The 22,544-nt window shown below is 56.8% G+C and carries 18 protein-coding genes and 1 tRNA gene; 13 read left to right on the forward strand and 6 right to left on the reverse strand.

The window, feature by feature from the left end; genetic code table 11:
* Positions 1–53 precede the first annotated feature (53 nt).
* Positions 54–734, forward strand: a complete 681-nt coding sequence (locus ACR0AU_RS02760) for a Crp/Fnr family transcriptional regulator (protein ID WP_480795241.1) — start codon at positions 54–56, stop codon at positions 732–734.
* A 7-nt stretch (positions 735–741) separates the two neighbouring features.
* Here the strand turns inward: ACR0AU_RS02760 and ACR0AU_RS02765 are convergent, their stop codons facing one another.
* The gene (locus tag ACR0AU_RS02765; RefSeq protein ID WP_170393011.1) at positions 742–1,833 is read right to left on the reverse strand and encodes an AI-2E family transporter; all 1,092 of its coding nucleotides are present in this window, start codon (positions 1,831–1,833) and stop codon (positions 742–744) included.
* Between the two features lie 158 nt (positions 1,834–1,991).
* Between ACR0AU_RS02765 and ACR0AU_RS02770 the strand changes: the two genes are divergently transcribed.
* The 3 genes from ACR0AU_RS02770 to ACR0AU_RS02780 all read left to right on the forward strand — a co-directional run bounded on the left by ACR0AU_RS02770 (position 1,992) and on the right by ACR0AU_RS02780 (position 5,039).
* On the forward strand, positions 1,992–2,849 hold the full coding sequence (locus ACR0AU_RS02770) for a YihY/virulence factor BrkB family protein (protein WP_480569783.1): 858 nt from the start codon (positions 1,992–1,994) through the stop codon (positions 2,847–2,849).
* Positions 2,849–4,753: a cytochrome c3 family protein gene (locus ACR0AU_RS02775; RefSeq protein WP_480795395.1), complete on the forward strand. Its 1,905-nt coding sequence runs from the start codon at positions 2,849–2,851 to the stop codon at positions 4,751–4,753. The genes ACR0AU_RS02770 and ACR0AU_RS02775 overlap by 1 nt, the downstream gene beginning before the upstream one ends.
* A 91-nt stretch (positions 4,754–4,844) precedes the next feature.
* Positions 4,845–5,039: a hypothetical protein gene (locus tag ACR0AU_RS02780; protein ID WP_170393013.1), complete on the forward strand. Its 195-nt coding sequence runs from the start codon at positions 4,845–4,847 to the stop codon at positions 5,037–5,039.
* A gap of 6 nt (positions 5,040–5,045) precedes the next feature.
* Here the strand turns inward: ACR0AU_RS02780 and ACR0AU_RS02785 are convergent, their stop codons facing one another.
* Positions 5,046–5,762 (reverse strand): RlmE family RNA methyltransferase, encoded by a 717-nt coding sequence (locus ACR0AU_RS02785; protein ID WP_170610764.1) that lies wholly within the window; start codon positions 5,760–5,762, stop codon positions 5,046–5,048.
* Entirely contained in the window at positions 5,762–6,874 is a 1,113-nt protein-coding gene (locus ACR0AU_RS02790; RefSeq protein WP_170393015.1) for a Ppx/GppA phosphatase family protein, read from the reverse strand. Before ACR0AU_RS02790 ends, ACR0AU_RS02785 begins: the two co-directional genes overlap by 1 nt.
* Before the next feature lie 241 nt (positions 6,875–7,115).
* Between ACR0AU_RS02790 and ACR0AU_RS02795 the strand changes: the two genes are divergently transcribed.
* The 4 genes from ACR0AU_RS02795 (at position 7,116) to ACR0AU_RS02810 (ending at position 9,625) form a co-directional block, all read left to right on the forward strand.
* The gene (locus ACR0AU_RS02795) at positions 7,116–7,412 is read left to right on the forward strand and encodes a virulence factor (RefSeq protein ID WP_170393016.1); all 297 of its coding nucleotides are present in this window, start codon (positions 7,116–7,118) and stop codon (positions 7,410–7,412) included.
* A 26-nt stretch (positions 7,413–7,438) separates the two neighbouring features.
* Positions 7,439–8,365 carry a methylenetetrahydrofolate reductase gene (locus ACR0AU_RS02800; RefSeq protein WP_170393017.1) on the forward strand — a complete coding sequence of 309 codons (927 nt, stop codon included), beginning with the start codon at positions 7,439–7,441 and terminating at the stop codon, positions 8,363–8,365.
* Positions 8,366–8,374: 9 nt separating this feature from the next.
* Positions 8,375–9,439 (forward strand): methyltetrahydrofolate cobalamin methyltransferase, encoded by a 1,065-nt coding sequence (locus tag ACR0AU_RS02805; protein ID WP_170393018.1) that lies wholly within the window; start codon positions 8,375–8,377, stop codon positions 9,437–9,439.
* Positions 9,440–9,551: 112 nt separating this feature from the next.
* A tRNA-Gly gene (locus ACR0AU_RS02810) sits at positions 9,552–9,625 on the forward strand.
* Between the two features lies 1 nt (position 9,626).
* Here ACR0AU_RS02810 and ACR0AU_RS02815 read toward each other — a convergent pair.
* Entirely contained in the window at positions 9,627–10,484 is an 858-nt protein-coding gene (locus tag ACR0AU_RS02815) for a class I SAM-dependent methyltransferase (RefSeq protein ID WP_480795242.1), read from the reverse strand.
* Positions 10,485–10,508: 24 nt separating this feature from the next.
* On the reverse strand, positions 10,509–12,554 hold the full coding sequence (locus ACR0AU_RS02820) for an ASKHA domain-containing protein (protein ID WP_170732258.1): 2,046 nt from the start codon (positions 12,552–12,554) through the stop codon (positions 10,509–10,511).
* A gap of 215 nt (positions 12,555–12,769) precedes the next feature.
* Between ACR0AU_RS02820 and guaB the strand changes: the two genes are divergently transcribed.
* The 3 genes from guaB (at position 12,770) to ACR0AU_RS02835 (ending at position 17,837) form a co-directional block, all read left to right on the forward strand.
* Entirely contained in the window at positions 12,770–14,218 is a 1,449-nt protein-coding gene (gene guaB, locus ACR0AU_RS02825) for an IMP dehydrogenase (protein ID WP_480795243.1), read from the forward strand.
* Between the two features lie 60 nt (positions 14,219–14,278).
* Complete coding sequence (locus tag ACR0AU_RS02830; protein WP_480795244.1) at positions 14,279–15,442, forward strand: RsmB/NOP family class I SAM-dependent RNA methyltransferase; 1,164 nt, start codon at positions 14,279–14,281, stop codon at positions 15,440–15,442.
* A 103-nt stretch (positions 15,443–15,545) separates the two neighbouring features.
* Positions 15,546–17,837, forward strand: coding sequence for an ATP-binding protein (locus ACR0AU_RS02835; RefSeq protein ID WP_480795245.1), 2,292 nt, complete (start codon positions 15,546–15,548; stop codon positions 17,835–17,837).
* A gap of 5 nt (positions 17,838–17,842) precedes the next feature.
* Here ACR0AU_RS02835 and ACR0AU_RS02840 read toward each other — a convergent pair whose 3' ends face one another.
* On the reverse strand, positions 17,843–18,436 hold the full coding sequence (locus ACR0AU_RS02840) for a sulfotransferase family 2 domain-containing protein (protein WP_170405857.1): 594 nt from the start codon (positions 18,434–18,436) through the stop codon (positions 17,843–17,845).
* Positions 18,437–18,626: 190 nt separating this feature from the next.
* On the opposite strand from ACR0AU_RS02840, the gene recA reads away from it, so the two are divergent.
* Together recA and alaS are read left to right on the forward strand one after the other, a co-directional pair.
* The gene (recA, locus tag ACR0AU_RS02845) at positions 18,627–19,691 is read left to right on the forward strand and encodes a recombinase RecA (RefSeq protein ID WP_170393025.1); all 1,065 of its coding nucleotides are present in this window, start codon (positions 18,627–18,629) and stop codon (positions 19,689–19,691) included.
* A 179-nt stretch (positions 19,692–19,870) separates the two neighbouring features.
* On the forward strand, positions 19,871–22,543 hold the full coding sequence (gene alaS / locus ACR0AU_RS02850; protein ID WP_170732444.1) for an alanine--tRNA ligase: 2,673 nt from the start codon (positions 19,871–19,873) through the stop codon (positions 22,541–22,543).
* The last annotated feature ends 1 nt before the right edge of the window (position 22,544 follow it).

The following is a 22,544-nucleotide window of genomic DNA, read 5'->3' on the forward strand; positions in this document are numbered from 1 at the left end:
TAGGCCAGTGAGCCTGATTGAAATTTATCATATGATGAAGTTTAAATATATAGATGGCATTAATTGAAACTGATCTAGACGCGCTGCAGGAAAGTTCCTGGTTCAAAGCCAGATCTCCCGCCTTTCAGGATGCTCTGATGCGCAGCGCCGTGCGCCGAACTTACGGTGCTGACGAAGCTTTGTTTGTCCAGGGTGATCCCGCCAACGGGATTCACGCTGTATTGGATGGTAGTGTTAAGATCACCGTCCCCGCAGATGACGGTCAGGAATTTGTCATACACCAAGAGGGACGTGGCTTTTGGATCGGCGATCTCGCGTTGTTTGCGACTGCACATCGGCTGATCAGCGTGGTAGCGACTCGGCCAACCGAGACGCTTTTCTTTCCGGCCTCGCGGCTAGAACGCTTAGTGCAGGATTCTCCTGACTTTGTTCGGGATTTCTACGCCTTAAGTCATGAAAACATGCAAAAAGCCCTGCGTATCGTAGCCAATCTTGCGGTGACCGGCACCGAGAAACGGCTGGTTCTGAGGTTGCTGCATCTGGATGAGGTGACATCCGACGCAGAGGGTTGGATACCGGTTTCGCAGGAAGAGCTGGCGGCTATGATTGCAGTCTCTGCGCCAACGCTTCACCGAGCATTACACAGGCTTATCGAATTGGACTTGATCGAAGGCGGGTATGGTCGGCTGAGGTTGAAAGATCGACGCGCCCTCGTCGCTAGCTGTCAAAGTTGACGGACGTTCAAGCCGAATGTTCGGTTGACGACCGATCATCCTCACCGAGCCTTCCATCCAAAGACATCAAGATCGCGACAGGGCGCAGCGCGGGGATGTGGCTGAAGATGATCAGGATGCAGACGGTCAAAGGCACACTCAGGAACGCTCCGATCAGACCCCAGACCGTAGTCCAGAAGGTCAACGCCAAAATCACTAGGAAGGTCGACATGTTCAGCGATCGGCCCAGCATAGCCGGATCCAGAAAGTTGCCGATTAGAAACTGTAGTGTGCCGCACCCCAGAACGATCACGAGAAATGGCCCGATCGTCTCAAACTGAACCAGAGCGATCATTGCGGGAAAGATAACGGCAATGATCGAACCGATTGACGGGATGAAATTCAGGGCGAAAGTCAGCACGGCCCAGGTTTCAGCATATTCCAGACCCAGCGCTTTGAATACAGCGTAGCTGATGGTGGCGGTGATCAGACTGATAAATGTTTTCACGCCGACGTATCGCTGCAGGCTGTACGAAATCGCATCCAGAACCAAGGCCAGGTCAGCCCCCAGCCGTGGGTTGCCGGCGGCAAGCTGGATTTTCTTGCGAAAGGCTAACCGCTCGGCCATCAGAAAGGCGACATAGAGGCTGATTAGGAAGAACTGGTTAAGCAGTGATGTGGCGCTGCCCAGCAATATCCGAGCGACATAGGACATATCGATGCTGACCAGATTGTCTCGGATAAAACTTGTGACATCATTGCCGACCAACCCGGTAATTCTATGAACAGCCCCGTCAAACTGGCTTTCGTAGGTGTTGATCGAGCGTGCAAACTGCGTGGCCTGACTGCCCAGAATGTACATGATCATGAACAAACCGGCCAATACAACTGTTACTCCCGCGACATTCGCCAACCAGATTGGCACCCGCGTCACTGCAATGACCCGGTCGCTAAGGGCCAGGATCAGCACGTTGACCAGTAACGCCATGGTCAACGGCACCAGAAAGTTTGCCCCTGCATAGAGGCCAAGCACCATTAGCGTGGCCACGATCGCAACATCCCGCAATACGCTCAGTTGCGGACGCGCACGGGAAGGGCTGTTTTCTGGGTCAGAGGTCATAAGATGGCCTTGGTCTGAGTGCTGCCTGGATGTGTTTTGATTGATCCTGCACAGGCTGGCGGGTTTATGCAATCCATACAGAAGGTTATACGCATGAAATCGGTGGCCTGATCCGATTGACGGTTCTGCCAAAGGAAAAGGCAGGCTAGGCTAGCGCAATGCCAACTGTTTTGATTCCCTCGTTCGGCCAATTCCTGCGTGCGCTCTGGCTTGCTGTGCGCCGGTTCAATGACAAAAACGGCTTTGTCATGAGCAGCCATGTCGCCATGTCGTTGATGATGGCCTTGTTTCCGTTTGTCCTATTCACGGTGGCGTTGGCAGGGGCCTTGTCACAGGGCTATGTGACCGATGAGTTGATCGAACTGATCTTTGGAGCATGGCCGAAAGACGTGGCTGATCCCATCGTTTCAGAACTGCGGGCGGTTCTGGCCGGGGCGGGCTCGGGCGTGATCACTTTGGGCGGCTTGTTGGCGATCTACTTTGCGTCGAACGGGGTAGCCGCTGTGCGAAAGGCGATGGCGCAAGCCTATCACGACAAAGACACTTGGCCGTTCTGGAAAACCCGACTGTTGTGCTTCGCGCTGGTCATAATCGGCGGCGCTGCCATTCTGGCCATCGCGGCGGTCGAAGTCGTTTTGCCGGTCTATACCCGTCTGGTTTCGGAAAAGACGGCAGTGGATGTCGACAACTGGCTGTCGGTGGATCGCCTGCGATGGACCTTTACCGTGGCCGTGCCCGCTGGCACCGTTCTTCTGGCCCATCTGATCCTGCCCACCCGTCGGCACAGCCTTTTGCAGATTTTGCCGGGCGTGATCCTGACGTTGGCTTTGTGGGCTGCGGGCGGATGGGGCTTTTCGATCTACATCGCCCAGTTTGCGACCTATAGCGCGACGTATGCCGGGCTTGCGGGGGCGATGGCGGCGCTGATTTTCCTGTACCTGTGCTCGGCCATGCTGATCCTCGGGGCTGAATACAACGGCGCGTTGATCGATCTGCAGAATGCGGAAGGCAAATGATGTATCGCCGCGCAATCCTGGCGACCGCGATCCTTTGGGCAACCGCGCAGCAGTCGCAGGCGCAGGACTATGTTGGATCAGACGCGTGCTCGGATTGTCATAAGGAAGAAACCGAAGCCTGGGAAAGCTCATACCATGCGCTTGCCTGGACCGAGGTGGAGGACGGCCATGTTCAGGCTGATTTCGATGGAACACGATTCTCGCATGATGGAATGAGCGTGGCCTTTGCGGATCAAGATGGAGCTCTTACGGCGCAGGTCACCGAAAAAGACGGCGTTACAACGACCTATCCGGTACATTCAGTGGTTGGTATCGCGCCGCTACAGCAATATCTTTTCGAAACCGAACCCGGCCGGTTGCAGAGTTTCGACGTTGTTTGGGAGGTCGAAAAGGGCCGTTGGTTTCACCTTTATCCAGATCAGGATCTGCCTCCGAATGATGGGCTGCACTGGACCGGTCCGTACAAAAGCTGGAACGCCCGCTGTGCCGAGTGTCACGCGACCGGTTATGTGAAGAACTACGACTCTGAGGAAAGGCGCTATGCCTCGACACAGGTCGAAATTGGTGTCGGGTGCGAGGCTTGCCACGGGCCGGGTTCTGCGCATTTGGAGTGGACGACCGGAAAAGTGTTGCAAGACGGTTTGAGCGAGTTCGGATTCCCTACGACATGGGGCAGGGGGCAGACAGAAGCGGAAATTCAGCAATGCGCCGGCTGTCATTCCCGGCGCGAGGCGTTAGAAGATGGTAATCCGCTTCCCGGCAAGCCGTATCACGACGCCTATAACCTGGCGTTGCTGCGACCGGGTTTGTATCACCCAGATGGCCAGATTTTGGACGAGGTCTATGTTTATGGCTCATTCCTGCAGTCGCGCATGTATGCAGAAGGGGTGGGTTGTATGAATTGTCATGATCCGCACCGGGCTGAGGTAAAAGCCGAGGGTAATGGGTTGTGTACCCAATGCCACTCCCCCGCTGGCAACCCGGATTTCCCGACCCTTCGGAAAGCCGACTATGACACGCCCGCGCATCACCAACATGCTGAAAATTCTGCGGGTGACCAATGCAAGAACTGCCACATGATCGAGCGTGTCTATATGGGGGTAGATGGCAGGCGCGATCACAGCTTCCGCATTCCCCGCCCTGATCTGGGGCTCGGAACTGATGCCTGCACCGATTGCCATGCGGATGAAGATCAGTCTTGGGCGGCGCAGCAGATTGAACTCTGGTTCCCGGAATCATCCTATAGAGTGGCGCACTATGGCACGACATTTGCAGCAGCAGGCAGTGGTCAATTGGACGACCCTGAAACGCTAGTCGCGATCGCTCTGGATGAAGGACAGGCAGGTATCGTTCGCGCAACCGCTCTGTATTTGTTGCAACCTTTTGCAACGCCTGATCTTGCCGAGCGTCTGGCACCGTTGCTGGCCGATCCGGACCCACTGATACGGGCCAATGGACCGGTACTGCAGCGGCAGGTTCCTGCCCAGTTGCGCGCTTCGCGGTTAGAGCCGTTGTTATCCGACCCCATGCGCAATGTACGCATCTCGGCTGCGAAAGAGTTCTTATCGATCCCCGCGCATGCCATGAAGCAAGACCAACGCGCAAGCGCGCAGCAGGGCATGGCGGATTGGCAACGTAGCATTTCCAATCGTTTGGACTTTCCTGAGACCCATTTGGTGCTGGGTGGCTGGGCGCTTACGCTCAGAAACGCGCCGGCTGCAGAACGTGCATTCCGCGAGGTTGTAACGCTCGACCCGCAGCGCGTTGAGGCTTGGCCGATGCTGGTTCAACTTGCCCACATCAATCGCGGTGTTCAGGCTGCGTTGGCGACATTGGACGAGGCCTTGTTAGTTCTTCCCGATGATCCAAACTTAATGCAACTGGCGCAGGAACTCGGGAGATAACTGGCATGGAACTGGCAGATTTGCGCCATCTTCACGGCGCATTCTGCGGTTAGCCAACCGGTATAAGCACTCGGATTGCTACAGGTGATGTATGCCGGATCGCACCGCTACCCTCGCAAAGCCGCTGACGGCGGCCCGTAAAACGACGCTTGACCAGCGTATTGAAGAGCTGCGCGCGCGCAAGCCTGTCGATATCAATCATGGCGAAGCACTATTGCTGCAAGGCATAGCTGCAGCGTCTCTGCGGAAACAGAGCATAGCGCCGGGAAAGATCGATCTGGATTAACGCCGCTTAACCCCGGAAGCCGGTGGCGACAACAAACTTCTCGGAACTATCAGAACGTGAGGCCGGAGGCTTCACATTGGCAACCTTGTTGAATTTCTGCTTGAGCAGTTTCTGAAGGTCCCCCTCAGCCCCGCCAGCAAGCACCTTGGCAACGAAAGTGCCGCCCTCTTCCAGCACGTCGAACGCGAAATAAGCCGCCGTTTCGCACAGGGCCATGATCCGCAGGTGGTCAGTCTGTTTGTGGCCCGAAGACGCAGCCGCCATATCAGACATGACCACGTCCGCTTTGCCACCCAGCCAGTCCTTGACCTTCTGATCGGCGTCATCTTCCATGAAATCAAGGACATGCGCGGTGGCACCGGCGACGGGCTCAACCTCTTGAAGGTCAACCCCCAGAACGGTGCCGACGCGCTTGCCGCTTTTCTCGCCGAGTGCATTGACGCGTTTCACGGCGACTTGCAGCCAGCCACCGGGCGCACAACCCAGATCGACCACGCGCGCGCCGGGTACGAGAAACCGGAACTTGTCGTCCAACTCAAGTATCTTGAATGCCGCGCGTCCGCGATAGCCTTCGACCTGCGCGCGTTTGACATAGGGGTCGTTCAACTGCCGTTCCAGCCAGCGGGTCGAGCTGAGCTTGCGCCCGCGCGCTGTCTTGACCTTCACCTTCAGGTCGCGTTGCCCGCGACCCGAGTTGCTTTTGCCAGTTGGTGTCTTCGCCATCAGAACGGTCCGTCTTCCAATACACCGTCCGCACTCATTTGCGCATAAAGCAAACCCTCGCGCAGCCCACGGTCCGCCACAGAAAGGCGATCGGTGGGCCAGCAGCGCAACAGCGCCTGCAAGATGGCCGAGCCGGACATGATCAGGGCCTGCCGATCTTCTCCGATCCGGGGATCACGGCGGCGCCCACGAGGGCCGAGTTCTAGATAGCCTCGTATCACCTTGTCAATCTGATCGCTGGTCATCCGCAATCCGTCCACCTTCGTCCGGTCATAGCGCTTGAGGCCAAGGTGTGAGGCGGCGACAGTGGTCACCGTTCCGCTGGTGCCCACAATCTGAAACCCTTCGCGGGCCTGTTCATCCTTGTAAGGTGCGAAATCGGCCAGATTTTCTTCGAAAAACCAGCTCATTAGCGCAAAACGCGCGGCATCGTCTTCGACGTCGTTGAACTGATCACGCAATGTTGCCACGCCCAGCGGGACGCTGATCCAATCAACCACTTTGGCCGCAGGGAAAGGGCTTTCAGGTGTGTGGAACCCGTTATGCAATCTCATAATCGCGGCAGGCCGATCCCGACGAGGAACAGAGGAGATGTCGATCCAGACCAATTCGGTTGAGCCGCCGCCGATATCGACGACCAACAATTGCTCGGTCTTGGTCGACACTAGCGGTGCACAGGAAATCACAGCCAGACGTGCTTCTTCCTCGGGCTGGATGATGTCGAGCGTCAGGCCGGTTTCGCGTTTAACTTGCCGGATGAAATCGCGTGAATTCTTGGCGCGACGGCAAGCCTCGGTTGCGATCAAGCGCATGCGCTTGACCTTGTTACGTTTGAGTTTTTGCTGACAAATCCGCAGCGCCTGTACGGTACGTGCCATGGACGCCCGCGACAACCGCCCGGTGCGTTCCAGACCGGCACCCAACTGCACCGATTTGGAGAAGCTGTCCACCACATGAAATCCACTGCCCTTGGGCTGGGCGATCAACATGCGGCAGCTATTTGTCCCCAAATCCAGTGCCGCATATAACGCATCTGGATCGGGTCTTGCCGGCGCGGGGCTTTCGACCGCTTTCGGGAACGCGCCCGCACCTCTGGGACGCTTGGGCGCCATCTTAAACGCCCTCCGATTTTCGAGTTACCCCGACCATAGGTCGCGCAATTGGATCACGCAAGACGCTCATTAAAGTCATTAGGATTTTGATGTTCGGTTTTGGCCACCAAGGCTTTAAAAGCTGCGGTACGCAGCCGTGGGCAAAAAGGTCGCTGCAAATACGCCGTATGTCGAAAATCGACCGACTTGGACCCACATTGAAGTTTAGAACCGGTCCATCTGGTTAGGAGGAATCACGGTAATGCCTGACGTCACCATCGTATATTGGCGCGATATTCCCGCCCAAGTCATCGTCGGCAAGGGCCGTCGTGGCGCTAAGCGGCAGTTGGAAGAGCGGTTTGAACAAGCCATCGACCGGGCCGCAATGAAGGTGAACGCCAAGGATAGTGATGCCTATCTGGCCGAGTGGCGCAAAGCCGAGCCTTTCGCAGTTGAGGGCGACCCGTCCGAAATTGCCGAAGCCGAGGCCGCGCGTTTGGAAACAGAGTACGATCAGGACCGTATCAAGACCCTGATCGCCAATGACGGTTGGGCATGAGCCCCAGATCTTTATGGGAGGCCGCTATGGCTTTGCTGAACTTCAAGAAACGTGATGCGGTCGAAAACGGCCCTGTGAACCCGACCGTCGAAGCCTTTTTGCAGGGCTACTCGATCGAGGTGATGCCGCGCACTGCAGAAAAGGTCGAAGATTTCCGCGCGCTGCTGCCAGAAGGCACCCGTGTCTACATCGCCCATATCGAGGGCACGCCAATCGAAGACATGGTCAAAACCGCCAAGCGTATCGCGGCCGAAGGTTACCCTGTCATGCCGCATTTCCCGGCACGGATCATCAAGGATGCCGCAACGCTGGAAAACTGGATTTCCATGTATCAGGGTGAAGCGGGTGTCGAGCAGGCGCTTCTGCTGGCCGGTGGGGTCGCCAAACCGCATGGTGATTTCGACAGCTCGATGCAGCTGCTGGAAACCGGACTGTTCGACAAGGCGGGGTTCAAGCGACTGCACGTAGCCGGTCACCCCGAAGGCAACAAGGATATCGATCCCGACGGCTCGACCAAGAATGTCGATGACGCGCTGCGCTGGAAGCAGAAGTTTTCGGAAACCACCGACGCCGAAATGGCGCTGGCCACTCAGTTTGCGTTCGACGCCAAGCCGATCATCGCTTGGGCAGATAGCCTGAAAGAAGCGGGTATTGATCTGCCGATCCATATCGGTATCGCGGGCCCGGCGAAGCTGCAGACGCTGATCAAATTCGCTATCGCCTGCGGCGTTGGTCCATCGCTGAAAGTCCTGCAGAAGCGCGCCATGGACGTGTCCAAGCTGCTGTTGCCTTACGAGCCAACCGATGTGGTCACCGAACTGGCCAATCACAAGGCAGCCAACCCGGATTTCAATATCACCAAGGTACACTTCTTCCCGCTGGGCGGGATCAAGACCAACGCCAACTGGGCGATCAACAACGGCGGCGCTTCGGCAAAGCCGGTTAACTCCTAAGGAACGGACATGACCCGTACAGTCGTAGAATCAAAAACAAAAACTGCCGTTCTGGGCTTTGACGAACCGTTCTGCGTTATCGGTGAGCGGATCAACCCAACGGGCCGCAAGAAACTGGCTGCCGAATTGGAAGCAGGCGATTTCTCGACAGTCGAAAAGGATGCTCTGGCGCAGGTCGCTGCAGGCGCGACCGTTCTGGATATCAACGCAGGTGTCGTCTACAACTCGAACCCCAACCCGAACGAGACCGAGCCGCCGCTGATGACCAAGATCGTCGAGCTGGTGCAGGGGCTTGTTGATGTACCGCTTTGCATCGATTCCTCGGTTCCGGGCGCTTTGGAAGCCGGTCTTGAGGCGGCGGAAGGTCGTCCGCTGTTGAACTCGGTCACCGGTGAAGAAGAGCGTCTGGAACTGGTTCTGCCACTGGTCAAGAAATACAACGTACCCGTTGTGGCGATCTCGAACGATGACACCGGAATCTCGGAAGACCCTGATGTGCGTTTTGCCGTCGCCAAAACCATCGTTGAGCGTGCAGCCGATCACGGCATCCCGGCTCATGACATCGTGGTCGATCCGCTGGTCATGCCGATTGGTGCGATGGCAACTGCTGGCCAGCAGGTGTTTGCTCTGGTCCGTCGTCTGCGGGAGGAGCTGGGCGTGAACACCACATGCGGTGCGTCCAACATCTCGTTCGGCCTGCCGAACCGTCACGGTATCAACAACGCCTTCCTGCCGATGGCAATGGGTGCTGGAATGACTTCGGCGATCATGAACCCGGTGGCTCTGCCGGTGACTCAGAAGAAGATTGCTGAAAAGAAAGAGGCCGTTGCTGCCGCCGGTATCATTCTGCCCGAGGATATGGACGACGAAACCTTTGTACAGATGTTCGGTCTGGGTTCGACCCTTCCGCGCGCGGGCAAAGAGATGGAGGCCATCCGCGCCGCCAACCTGCTGACCAACAATGATGCGCATGGTGGTGAGTGGATCAGGTTCAACAAACCACCCGCCGAGGCCGGAGCTGAAGGCGAGGGTGCACGCGGACGTCGTGGCGGTGGTCGTCGTCGCCGCGCTTAAGGTAAATAAAACAATGAATTGGGCCGGATTTTTTTGATCCGGCCTTTTCGATTCGTCAGCGTTTGTTGACCCTTGAACCCCAGTAAAGAGCAGTGCTAATCAATGCCCAGCGGCGGGTATGATGTAATGGTAGCCTGTCAGCTTCCCAAGCTGAACGCGCGGGTTCGATTCCCGCTACCCGCTCCAATCATTCTTCGCGTCGGGCCTGATAGAGGTTGATCATCGCCGGGATGAGGATCTCCGAACCAGACTTATACTGTCGGAACTCTTTTGCGACCGCTTCTTGAATAGCGTCAGTATCAGCCTCACTCCCTTCGAAATGAGCAACAACACGGCCCGCAGGACCAACACGTGTCACCAGCCTCGCCGTGCCTTCAACGCCGCCAAAACCCGTCAGGTTCACTGTGATCGCGTCGCCGGTTATTTCAGACAGCCCCGCTTGGGTCATCAGACCTTTGACATGGTCGATGTCGTGGAACGCCAGCGGCCCGGGCGCATAGCGGTCTACGCGGGGCGGTTGACCCATTCGCCGAACGGCGGCGACATGGGGTATCTTGAACCACGGGTTGACGTCCAATGGCCCCCAGGAAGCGAACGTCATTTGCCCACCTGGTTTCAGTGCCGAGGCGATGTTTCGGAATGCTGCGATCGAGTCGCTAAAGAACATGACACCAAACCGGGAGATTGCGGCATCCATTTGTCCGGGTTCAAACGTGTAGGTTTGGGCATCCGCGTGCTGAAAAGTGATAGTCTGTATCCCTTTGCTTTCAGCGCGTTTGGCTGCGCGGTCCAGAAAGGGCTGTGAAATGTCAGCGGCCAGAACGTGCCCGTTCGGTTCTACCGCGCGAGCGGCAGCGATTGCGCTGACGCCCGTGCCACATCCGATATCCAGCACTTGCATACCCGCCGACAGGGCGGCCCGGTTCAGAACGAGATCAAGAACGGGCGCGAAGGCGTGGTCAAGCTGATCCTCATAGGTCAGCCATTTGGTGCCCTGTTCCGAGTTTCCCCAGAATTCCGCCTGTTCCTCGTTCACTGATGTCATGTTCGCCTCCTGTGGATGGGGCGACTATGACCTCCGGCGGCGTCGGCGGCCAGATTTTTCCTCATCCCCGCCACCGGTATTGAAGGACGGAGCGGGCAGGGTGACGACCTGGGCCAATTCAGGGAACGGATCGGTTTTGTGTGGGATCGCATTGGCGGCGACGAAATGGTCCTGAAACTTGGGCTCGATTGCCGTTTCGACCTTGGTGATCTCGCGCACCACGCGTTCGATCTCGGCCCGCGATCCGATGTTACACAGCGCGATCCGGGCACCGGTTCCAGCGGCATTACCCGCGCTGGAGACCTTCTCGAGCGGTGCATCAGGGATCATACCCAGCACCATCGCGTGTTTGGTCGAAATATGCGCGCCGAAGGCACCGGCCAGTACCACGCGATCCACACGGTCAACCTCCATCTCATCCATTAGGAGACGCGCTCCGGCGTAGAGCGCGGATTTAGCCAACTGGATGGCACGGATATCACCCTGAGTTACCGTGATACGCGGACCGCCCTCGGCGCTGGCGTCGTGGATCAGATAGGAGTTGGTGCGGCCTTCGGGAACGCAACGCGGTGTGCCCGTCTGCGCGGCCGAGCCGATCAGCCCGCTTTCGTCCAGAAGACCTGCAATGCGCATCTCGGCCACGGCCTCGATTATGCCTGAGCCGCAGATACCGGTGATGCCCGTGGTGGCAATGTCCTGATCAAAGCCTTCGTCATTCGACCATTTTTCGGACCCGATCACGCGGAAACGCGGTTCTTTGGTGACAGGATCGATTTCGATTCGTTCAATCGCACCGGGCGCGGCTCTCTGGCCCGAGCTGATCTGGGCACCCTCAAATGCGGGGCCGGTGGGTGACGAACAGGCCAGAACGCGGTGGGTGTTGCCCAGCAAGATTTCCGCATTGGTACCCACATCCACGATCAGTACCAGATCGTCGGACTTGCCGGGTTCCTCGGATAGGGCAACGGCAGCGCAGTCCGCACCCACATGGCCCGCAATACACGGCAGGATGTAGACCTGCGCGCGTGGATTCATCGTGGTCAGGTCCATCTCATGCGCAGGCAGGGACATGCTTTCGGACGTCGCGAGCGCAAATGGCGCCTGACCCAGTTCGACTGGGTCAAGACCCAGCAAAAGATGGTGCATGACCGGATTGCAGACGAACACCGTTTCGACGATCAAAGCGGCATCGATCCCGGCCTCATCAGCGATTGAAGTGGTCAGATCGTTGATCGCTTCGCGCACGGCCCGGGTCATTTCCTTGTCGCCACCGGGGTTCATCATGGCGTAGGACACGCGGCTCATCAGGTCTTCGCCGAAACGAATTTGCGGGTTCATAAGGCCGGAAGAAGCCTTGACTTCACCTGTTTCCAGATCGGTCAGGTGCGCAGCGATGGTGGTCGAGCCGAGGTCGATAGCCAGACCGTAAAGCCCATGTTCGTGCAGGCCGGGCCAAATTTCGACGATACGGGCCACGTTGTCCTTGTGGCCTTTGTGGACGGCGACCGTGACCTCCCATTTCCCTTTGCGCAGCACTGGCTGCAGCTTGGACATCAGCGACAGATCAGCGGTAATCGCATCGATCTTCCATTGTTCGCGCAAGGCGCGTTCTAACCGTTCCAGATCGCCTGTGGGCGAGTGCATGTCGGGTTGTTCCACCACCACGAAATACAGGCGTGTTGCAGGGTCCATGGTGATGGCGCGGGCGGCGGCGGCCTTGCGGACCACCTGACGGTGAACCTGGCTTTCAGGAGGCACGTCGATCACCACGTCACCCTGAACCGAGGCCTGACAGCCCAAACGGCGCCCGGGTTTCAAGCCTCGCTTGTCGTCATAACGCTGTTCAACCGCGTTCCACTCGCTCAGCGCGTCCTCCGAGACGGTCACGCCATGCTTGGGAAACTCGCCATAGCTGGGGGTGATCTGACATTTCGAACAAATACCGCGTCCACCGCAGACTGAATCAAGATCGACACCCAACTGGCGCGCTGCCGTCAGGATTGGCGTGCCAACGGGAAAGTGTCCGCGTTTGCCGGACGGGGTAAAAACGACAAGAGGATCGGTGGTCATGAATGGCCTGCCTTTGTATTCGCGCGTATGCCGGCGAACATATGGGTTTGAACGCAAAGGGAAAGGGCATTCAGCGGCACGTTTTGCATTGCTTGCGTCGTTTTCGGGCGTGGCAGAAGCCCGCGGGGGAAAACAACTTGGGTTCGGGGCTTTCCCTCTGGTGAAATCCATGCAATAGGGTCACCGTCAAACGGGCTTTTGCATGGGGTTATCAAATGCAGATTCGTGAGGCACTCACCTTCGACGACGTTCTTCTGGTTCCGGGCGCATCTTCTGTGCTGCCGGCAACCGCTGATACCACCACGCGCGTGACGCGTGAGATTACGATGAACATCCCGCTGCTAAGCTCGGCGATGGACACGGTGACCGAGGCGCGTATGGCTATCGCCATGGCGCAGGCTGGGGGCATCGGCGTGGTGCACAAAAACCTCTCGGTCGAGGAACAGGCCCGCGAAGTGCGTCGGGTTAAGCGGTTCGAATCCGGTATCGTCTATAACCCGGTCACGCTGCGCGCGGATCAAACATTGGCAGATGCTCAGGCTTTGGTAGAGCGCTACAACTTCACCGGCTTCCCGGTCGTTGAAGAAAGCGGTCGTGTCGTCGGTATTGTCACCAACCGAGATATGCGCTTTGCGACCTCGGATGACACGCCGATCAAAGCGATGATGACCTCTGACAATCTGGCGATGCTGCAAGAGCCCGCCGATCTGGAAGAGGCCAAAAGCCTTATGCGTGCGCGTCGGATCGAAAAGTTGCTGGTCGTCGATGGCGAGGGCAAGCTGACAGGCTTACTGACGCTGAAAGATACCGAGCAGGCCGTGCTGAACCCTACAGCCTGCAAGGACCGGTTGGGCCGACTGCGGGTGGCTGCTGCGACCTCGGTCGGAGACGCGGGGTTTGAGCGGTCAGAGCAGTTGGTCGATTCCGGGGTCGATATCATTGTTGTGGATACCGCACATGGTCATTCGCAAGGTGTTCTGGATGCGGTGAAACGTGCCAAGACGCTGTCGAACGAGGTTCAGATCATCGCCGGTAACGTCGCCACTGCCGAGGCCACCAAAGCGCTGATCGATGCAGGTGCAGACGCGATCAAAGTGGGCATCGGGCCCGGCTCGATCTGTACCACACGGATGGTCGCGGGTGTTGGTGTGCCTCAGTTGACGGCAATCATGGATTGCGCCGCTTCGGCGGGGGAGGTTCCGGTCATTGCGGATGGTGGCATTAAATTCTCGGGCGATTTCGCCAAGGCGATTGCGGCGGGTGCGTCTTGCGCTATGGTCGGTTCGATGATTGCGGGCACGGATGAAAGCCCGGGCGAGGTGATCCTCTATCAAGGCCGCTCGTTCAAATCGTATCGCGGCATGGGCAGCCTGGGTGCGATGGCGCGCGGCTCGGCGGATCGCTATTTCCAGAAGGACGCCGCGAATGACAAGCTGGTGCCTGAAGGGATCGAAGGACAGGTGCCGTACAAAGGGTCCGCAAGCGCTGTTGTGCACCAACTGGTTGGAGGTTTGCGCGCGGCGATGGGCTATACCGGTTGTGCCACCGTCGATGAGATGCGCCAGAACTGCAACTTTGTCAAAATCACTGGCGCAGGTTTGAAGGAAAGCCATGTGCATGACGTTCAGATCACACGGGAAAGCCCCAATTATCGCGTGATGTAAGTTTGTGAGACCCTTCAGGGGGTCTCTCGAAATTGATCGTGTAGACGAACGGAAAACGCGATGACACCTGCTGCTCGGGTTCAGGCCTCGATCGAGATCCTCGATGACATTCTTGCCGGTGCACCGGTCGAGAAGGCGTTGACCGGCTGGGCTCGACGCAGTCGGTTCGCGGGATCTAAGGATCGCGCTGCGATCCGGGATCATGTGTTTGATGCATTGCGGTGCAAACGATCCTTCTCGGCGCTCGGTGGGTCCGAGACGGGGCGCGGCCTGATGATCGGTGCCGCCCGATCCTTGGACTCAGACCTAACGTCATTATTTTCGGGTGCGCGGTATGCACCTGCAGAGGTAACCGAAGCTGACCAACCCAGGTCATTTCAGAGCGACGCAGAACGTCTGGATATCCCCGAATGGTTGTGGCCTCAATTTCAGGCCGCGTTGAAGGACGAAGCTGAACTTGCCGCAGCCGCGCTACAATCGCGCGCTCCGATTCATCTGAGGGTCAACCTGCTGAAAACTGACCGACCCTCGGCCATTCAGCGATTGGCTGCCGATGGGATTACGGCGCATCCACATTCGGCTTGCGACACCGCATTGGAAGTTACCGAGGGCGCACGCAAGATATCAATGAGCGGCCCGTATACAGATGGACTTGTTGAGTTGCAGGATGCCGCGAGCCAAGCGGTAATTGCCGCGCTTGATTTGCAGCCAGGCATGCGAGTTCTGGACTACTGTGCAGGCGGCGGTGGTAAGGCGTTGGCTTTGGCGGCAAGGGCCCCCGGCGTTCACGTCTTTGCCCATGATGCCAGTCCCAAACGCATGCGGGATTTGTCAGCACGCGCGGCAAGGGCGGGCGCAGATGTCACAATCTTGACCACAGGCCAAGTCTCCAGTCAGGCGCCGTTCGATGTCGTTTTGACAGATGTGCCCTGTTCCGGCAGCGGATCGTGGCGCCGCGCACCGGCAGGGAAATGGGCGCTTACGCCGGAGCGCTTGGACGAGCTGACGCAGATTCAGGCCGCTATTCTACGAGACGTTTCACCTCTCGTTGCGCCCAAAGGCGTGCTTGCCTATGCGACCTGCTCGATGCTGACGATTGAAAACGACGGCATTATTGATGGATTCTTGGCCAGCAATCCCGAATGGCAGAGCGAATACCGCAAAACGTGGCTGGTTTCACACGGGACCGATGGATTTTTTGCTGCACACTTGACGCGAATATAAACTTTAAAACACAACCTTAAGAAGTTTATGTCACTGATCATTAAGCAGCAATTAACCATTGCAGGCAGATATTGATCAGAAATTGTAATAATCCGGGCTGTTTATGTCTATTCAATCTGAATTTACCCCCTCTCGATCAAGTGGATGGGGTATTGATCGTGGGCGCTATGCCTCACTGGCATTGATCGCCATTTTATTGAGCGTACTTTCCTTCTTTGACGTCTTGCCGCCACGGTTAAGTGCTGGGGTCGCAGCCGTTGGCTTGTCCTTCCTGGTAGTAGTGGTCTTTGCCTTGGCGCGCGCTTGGATATTGAATCAGATCGAAGCGCAAACATACGCTGCGATGACGGGTTTTCTAGAGCAAGAAACCGATGCCTGTGTCATTTCGGATGCGACGGGCGAGGTGCTAGTTGCAAACGCTCAGGCCAATGCGCGTCTTATTCGGAACGCGGGTACGCGACTAGATGGGTCTCTGCGTACCGTATTTGCAAACCCGTCGGCGGTGCTGTTGCGTTTGCAGTCTCATGCCCTGAAACGGGGCTTTTGGGAAGAAGATGTTGTCACGCGCGGACAAACAATACCCGTGTCTGTTTCAAAGCTGGGTGAAAATCGGTTTTGCTGGCGTTTTAGAATAGATGCACCCCAGATCTGGCGCAGCGTGCAGCGGCCGGTTCTGACGGTCGGACGAAATGACGTGGTGCTGGATGCCAATGATGCGGCAATCGAACTTTTTGGTCAGATTCCCACATGCCTCAAGCCGATGGTTCAAGCTGGCGGTGCAGTTGATGGTAGCATCATACAGATTAAAACCGGGGAAACCGAAGCACCATTCACTGTCACAACGCTAAGGCACAGCGGTATTGTGCGTGAGTTGCTTTTAACGCCGCTGCAGCACGCCGAAGGACCACAGCACACGACATCATTTGCAGATTTGCCAGTTGCGATCATGTGCATGTCTCCCGATGGAGATGTTAGCGAAGCAAACCACCTCGCAGTTGAATTGGTCGGTGAGATCCAACCGGGGCGGACGAATATCGAAAGCATGATGCAGGGGCTCGGCTATCCGATCAGGGACTGGCTGGCGAGTGCTGCCGAACAAGGCGCAGCACCGCGGTCTGAATTCCTGCGTTTGGTGCGCAAGGACAAAGAGGTATTTGTGCAAGTTACGCTGTCACGGATTCTCAGGGATGGTCAGGTTTGTCTTATTGCGGTTCTGAACGATGCCACCGAACTGAAAACGATGGAGGCGCAGTTTGTCCAAGGCCAGAAGATGCAAGCCGTTGGGCAATTGGCTGGCGGGGTCGCACATGATTTCAATAACTTGCTGACGGCGATTTCGGGGCATTGTGATCTGTTGCTGTTGCGCCATGACCAAGATGACCCGAATTACGGCGATCTTATACAGATCAATCAGAACGCCAACCGTGCTGCAGCGTTGGTCAGCCAGCTTCTGGCCTTTTCGCGCAAACAAACGCTCCGGCCCGAGGTGCTGGATCTGCGAGATACGATTTCAGACCTTATCCATTTGCTAAACCGTCTTGTGGGCGAGAAGGTCCGCCTGACGCTCAGTCATGATCCGGTGCTCAAATCCGTCTGTGCGGACAAGCGCCAGTTAGAGCAGGTCTTGATGAACCTGGTCGTCAATGCGCGTGATGCGATGCCTGAGGGTGGGGAGATTCGGATCGAGACCGAAGTAGTGACATTGGATCAATCGATCACGCGCGATCGGGCGACGGTACAGCCGGGGGAATATGTTACGGTCAAAGTCATCGATAGCGGCATCGGGATTCCTGCAGACAAACTGCAAAAGGTGTTTGAGCCATTTTATACGACCAAACGCACAGGCGAGGGGACGGGGCTGGGGCTATCGACTGTTTACGGGATCGTAAAACAGACTGGTGGTTTCATATTTGTCGACAGTGTGCAGGACCGGGGAACGGAATTCACCGTGCTCTTGCCGGTGAGTTCCCGGGTCCAAGAATCGGAGCCTGAGGTACCCGATACGTCAGAGGTGCAAAGTTCCCGATTGGGTGAAGGCGTGGTTTTGTTGGTCGAAGACGAAGCCCCGGTGCGCGCCTTCGCGACGCGGGCGCTTCGCTTGAAAGGCTACACTGTGCTTGAAGCTGAATCAGCCGAAGATGCGCTGCAATTGTTGGACGACCCCAATTTGCTGGTGGATGTTTTTGTTACCGATGTCGTCATGCCCGGAATGGACGGCCCGACCTGGGTGCGCGAGGCCATGAAAACACGGCCTGACGTGCGGGTGGTCTTCATGTCAGGCTATACTGAGGGGGCATTCGGCGAATCTGGTCCTCAGATCGAAAATTCCACCTTCCTGCCCAAGCCGTTTTCGTTGACCCAGCTGACCGAAGCGGTGTTTCAGCAAATGAATTGAAAACGCTATTCGGCAGCACGATACAATGCGTATTCTGCGGCGTTCAATGATTGGAACCGGAGTTCAGTTTGTTTTGAGAAGTCCATCGGGCAAGCGGGCGAGACGTTCTCACGCGGTAGATCGATTTTACATTCCAGCCGATTCTGAAGGAAATCCAGTATCTTTTGCTGGCTGTCATATTTGAAGATATGCGCAACACCTTTACCGTTACTGCGGGGTTGCAAAAAATCGGTTTGGCATCCCACATCTGCGTAGACCGGGCGGGGGGTTTGCATATAGGCGTCAAGGAATGCCTCGAAGCTTAAACCTTTTGTGGAATGCGGATGACCTGCCAATTCGGCGCGCGTTCGATATCGATACCAACTTCCCAACCAATCGACAGGTTCGCGCACAATGGCCATGACGTCCATTTCTGCATCAAACATCTTGCGAAACATGGTCTGGAAGAAACGATCATAGCGACGCATGTTCGCATGTTTCAGGTCTGTTGGTCCGGACACGACGATATCGGCCCTATCGCGTAAAGCTGATTGATACGCGGTGGAGCCGGTCTTTGGAACAGACAGAAGCGCAAGCCGCTTTTCATAGAAAACAAGCATTTATCTTTTCTCTTCAATGCCTTTCATGTCTCAGATTGTCGTAAACGACTCTTTAACACAATTGCTGAAGAGTAGTTTTCATAAGTTTTAGTTGAAATGTTCTCTTTTTGGTCCCATAAGGAACAAGAGGCGAACAAAGCAGCGATTGCCGCCCGATCAAGGGTGTGACAAAAGAGAAGGCGACAGGACAATGGCGGATCTTCTGACGATGAGCGACAAGAAAAACGCAGACAAGCAAAAGGCGCTCGACAGCGCATTGGCCCAGATCGAACGGCAGTTCGGCAAAGGCTCGATCATGAAGTTGGGCGAAGATTCCAAGCAGGATATCGATGCGAGCTCGACCGGGTCGCTGGGCTTGGATATCGCGCTGGGGATCGGCGGCCTGCCGATGGGGCGGATCGTCGAGATTTATGGCCCGGAAAGCTCGGGTAAGACCACGCTGACGCTGCACTGCATCGCTGAACAGCAAAAACGCGGCGGAGTCTGCGCGTTCGTCGACGCAGAACATGCGCTGGACCCTCAATATGCGCGCAAGCTGGGTGTGGATCTGGATGAATTGCTGATCTCTCAGCCCGACACTGGCGAGCAGGCACTTGAGATCACCGACACCTTGGTGCGGTCGGGAGCCGTGAACATGGTCGTGGTCGACTCGGTTGCGGCGCTGACGCCGAAATCCGAGTTGGAAGGCGACATGGGTGACAGCAGCGTCGGTGTTCAGGCCCGGCTGATGAGCCAGGCGATGCGCAAGCTGACCGGCTCGATCAATCGCTCGAACTGCATGGTGATCTTCATAAACCAGATCAGGATGAAGATCGGTGTGATGTTTGGCAGCCCGGAAACCACTACCGGTGGTAATGCGTTGAAATTCTACAGCTCGGTCCGTCTGGATATTCGCCGTATCGGTGCGATCAAGGATCGGGACGAAGTTGTGGGCAACCAGACCCGCGTCAAGGTCGTCAAGAACAAGGTGGCACCGCCGTTCAAGCAGGTGGAATTCGACATCATGTATGGCGAAGGCATCAGCAAAATGGGTGAGCTGCTGGATTTGGGCGTCAAGGCCGGTGTGGTCGAAAAGTCGGGTTCGTGGTTCAGCTACGGTGATGAGCGGATCGGGCAGGGGCGTGAGAATGCCAAGCAATATCTGCGTGACAATTCCCGTGCGGCGCTCGAGATCGAAGACAAAATACGTGCCGCGCATGGGTTAGACTTTGAAATGCCACCCGAGGCGGAAGAGGATGACATCCTCGAAGCTTAAAGCGTGCCTGAGGGGGAACCAAAGAAATCCCCCGCACCCCGGTAATGCTAAAATATCTGGAACAGGGTGGTCCCTCGGGGCCGCCTTGTTTCGTTTCGGATGGGCCAATGCTGTGGACACTCTTGGGGGGTGGGGCTAAACCTTTGCTGACCATAACGACTGCGCGCCGAGAGAGCCTTATGCCAACGCTGAACGACATTCGATCTACCTTCCTGAACTACTTTGCCAAGCAGGGGCACGAAGTGGTTGCGTCTAGCCCGCTGGTTCCGCGCAATGATCCGACACTGATGTTCGTCAACTCGGGTATGGTTCAGTTCAAGAATCTGTTTACTGGCGTCGAAACCCGCGACTACAGCCGTGCTACCACTGCACAGAAATGCGTGCGTGCAGGCGGCAAACACAACGATCTGGACAATGTGGGCTATACCGCTCGCCACCATACGTTCTTTGAAATGCTGGGGAATTTCTCATTCGGGGATTACTTTAAGCATGAGGCGATACCGTTCGCTTGGGAACTGATCACCAAAGAATTTGGTATCGATAAGAACCGTCTGTTGGCCACTGTCTATCACACCGATGATGAGGCATTTGAAATCTGGAAAAAGGTTGGTGTCCCTGAAGACCGGATCATCCGCATCGCTACTAATGACAATTTCTGGCAAATGGGCCCTACCGGCCCCTGCGGCCCGTGCACCGAGATTTTCTATGACCACGGTGATCACATCTGGGGCGGGCCTCCGGGTTCGGCTGAGGAAGATGGTGATCGGTTCATCGAAATCTGGAACATCGTTTTCATGCAGAACGAACAGTTCGAAGACGGCTCGATGGTCGAACTCGACATGCAGTCGATCGACACCGGCATGGGATTGGAACGCATTGGAGCGTTGCTGCAAGGCAGCCACGACAATTATGACACCGATCTGTTCAAAACGCTGATCGAAGCCTCCGCGGATGCGACCGGTGTTGATCCTTATGGGGATCAAAACGTGCATCATCGCGTGATTGCGGACCACTTGCGTTCAACTTCGTTCCTGATCGCGGATGGTGTGATGCCGTCAAATGATGGGCGAGGGTATGTTCTGCGCCGTATCATGCGCCGCGCGATGCGCCATGCGCATCTGTTGGGGGCCAAAGATCCGGTGATGCACCGCCTGGTACCCACGCTGGTGCAATTGATGGGTGCGCAATATTCAGAGCTTGGTCAGGCGCAGCCACTGATCGAAGAGACACTGCTGCTTGAGGAAACTCGGTTCAAGCAAACTTTGGATCGCGGTTTGAAGCTGTTGGATGAGGAAGTCTCGGGCCTACCTGAAGGCGATCCACTACCCGGAGACGCGGCGTTCAAACTGTATGATACCTATGGTTTCCCGCTTGATCTGACGCAGGATGCGCTGCGCGAGAAAGGTCGAACCGTCGACACCGATGGATTTGACGTGGCCATGGCCGAACAAAAAGCCAAGGCTCGCGCGGCGTGGGCCGGGTCTGGCGAATCTGCCGATCAGGTGGTTTGGTTCGATGTGCTGGATGCGGCCGGTGCGACCGATTTCCTTGGCTACGATACTGAAAAGGCCGAAGGGCAGGTCGCTGCGTTGGTGGTCGATGGTGCATTGGTCGACAAGATCGAGAAGGGTGGTACCGGCTGGGTCGTAGTCAACCAGACACCGTTCTATGGCGAGGCCGGTGGCCAGGTCGGCGACACCGGTGAAATTCGCAGGCTGGATGAGCGCGACGATATCGCCCGTGTTGAAGACACCAGAAAGTTTGCTGATGGCAAAGTCTATGCTCACAAGGTCACGATTGATCATGGGGAGATCTCAAAAGGTGACGCAGTTGAGCTGGAAGTCGATCACGCGCGCCGCACGGCCATTCGTGCCAACCACTCCGCGACGCACCTTCTGCATGAAGCCCTGCGTGAGACATTGGGTGATCACGTGGCGCAGCGCGGGTCGCTCAACGCATCAGATCGTTTGCGGTTCGATTTCAGCCATTCCAAGGCTCTGACACTGGAAGAAGTGCAGAAAGTTGAGCGAGAGGTGAACGCATTCATCCGCCAAAACTCAACCGTGGAAACCAGGATTATGACACCGGATGACGCCCGTGAACTGGGTGCTCAAGCTCTGTTCGGTGAGAAATACGGGGATGAGGTGCGCGTGGTTTCGATGGGCAAAGCACCCACCGGCAAAGGCCAGGATGGTGAGACATGGTCGATTGAACTGTGTGGCGGCACCCATGTGCGCCAGACCGGTGATATCGGAACCTTCGTCGTGCTGGGCGACAGTGCCAGCAGCGCGGGCGTGCGGCGGATCGAGGCTTTGACCGGTGATGACGCATTTAAGTATCTGTCGAAACAGGATCATCGCCTTTCCTCAATTGCGCTTGAGTTGAAAGCGCAGCCTGATGACGTTGTGGCGCGTGTGAAGACTCTGTTGGATGAGCGTAAGTCGCTGCAAAACGAAGTTGCGCAGTTGCGCCGTGATCTGGCCATGGCCGGAGGCGCGGGGCAGGGCGGTGGAGCGGAAGCGCGCGATGTGAACGGTGTGGCGTTCTTTGCGCAGTCGCTCTCGGGTGTGTCCGGAAAGGACCTGCCTGCATTGATTGATGAGCACAAAAGCCGTTTAGGAACCGGTGCAGTATTGTTGATTGCTGATACCGGCGGCAAAGCGGCTGTTGCTGCGGGCGTCACGTCTGACCTGACAGACACGGTATCTGCGGTGGATCTGGTCCGCGCGGCGGTCGCTGAACTGGGCGGCAAAGGCGGTGGCGGACGGCCTGACATGGCACAGGGGGGGGGCAAGGATGCCTCGAATGCAGAGGCTGCAATCAAGGCCGCTGAACAGGTTTTGGGAGGATAAG

The sequence above is a fragment of the Ruegeria sp. CG1 genome (genome assembly GCF_056537265.1).

Bases quoted from the DNA above. Each gene is read 5' to 3' on its own strand.
- recA (WP_170393025.1), top strand. From the start codon at position 18,627: ATGGCGGATCTTCTGACGATGAGCGACAAGAAAAACGCAGACAAGCAA.
- ACR0AU_RS02765 (WP_170393011.1), bottom strand. From the start codon at position 1,833: ATGACCTCTGACCCAGAAAACAGCCCTTCCCGTGCGCGTCCGCAACTG.
- ACR0AU_RS02820 (WP_170732258.1), bottom strand. From the start codon at position 12,554: ATGACCACCGATCCTCTTGTCGTTTTTACCCCGTCCGGCAAACGCGGA.
- ACR0AU_RS02795 (WP_170393016.1), top strand. From the start codon at position 7,116: ATGCCTGACGTCACCATCGTATATTGGCGCGATATTCCCGCCCAAGTC.
- alaS (WP_170732444.1), top strand. From the start codon at position 19,871: ATGCCAACGCTGAACGACATTCGATCTACCTTCCTGAACTACTTTGCC.
- ACR0AU_RS02830 (WP_480795244.1), top strand. From the start codon at position 14,279: ATGACACCTGCTGCTCGGGTTCAGGCCTCGATCGAGATCCTCGATGAC.
- ACR0AU_RS02775 (WP_480795395.1), top strand. From the start codon at position 2,849: ATGTATCGCCGCGCAATCCTGGCGACCGCGATCCTTTGGGCAACCGCG.
- ACR0AU_RS02785 (WP_170610764.1), bottom strand. From the start codon at position 5,762: ATGGCGAAGACACCAACTGGCAAAAGCAACTCGGGTCGCGGGCAACGC.
- ACR0AU_RS02800 (WP_170393017.1), top strand. From the start codon at position 7,439: ATGGCTTTGCTGAACTTCAAGAAACGTGATGCGGTCGAAAACGGCCCT.
- ACR0AU_RS02790 (WP_170393015.1), bottom strand. From the start codon at position 6,874: ATGGCGCCCAAGCGTCCCAGAGGTGCGGGCGCGTTCCCGAAAGCGGTC.
- ACR0AU_RS02835 (WP_480795245.1), top strand. From the start codon at position 15,546: ATGTCTATTCAATCTGAATTTACCCCCTCTCGATCAAGTGGATGGGGT.
- ACR0AU_RS02780 (WP_170393013.1), top strand. From the start codon at position 4,845: ATGCCGGATCGCACCGCTACCCTCGCAAAGCCGCTGACGGCGGCCCGT.
- ACR0AU_RS02760 (WP_480795241.1), top strand. From the start codon at position 54: ATGGCATTAATTGAAACTGATCTAGACGCGCTGCAGGAAAGTTCCTGG.
- ACR0AU_RS02840 (WP_170405857.1), bottom strand. From the start codon at position 18,436: ATGCTTGTTTTCTATGAAAAGCGGCTTGCGCTTCTGTCTGTTCCAAAG.
- ACR0AU_RS02805 (WP_170393018.1), top strand. From the start codon at position 8,375: ATGACCCGTACAGTCGTAGAATCAAAAACAAAAACTGCCGTTCTGGGC.
- guaB (WP_480795243.1), top strand. From the start codon at position 12,770: ATGCAGATTCGTGAGGCACTCACCTTCGACGACGTTCTTCTGGTTCCG.
- ACR0AU_RS02815 (WP_480795242.1), bottom strand. From the start codon at position 10,484: ATGACATCAGTGAACGAGGAACAGGCGGAATTCTGGGGAAACTCGGAA.
- ACR0AU_RS02770 (WP_480569783.1), top strand. From the start codon at position 1,992: ATGCCAACTGTTTTGATTCCCTCGTTCGGCCAATTCCTGCGTGCGCTC.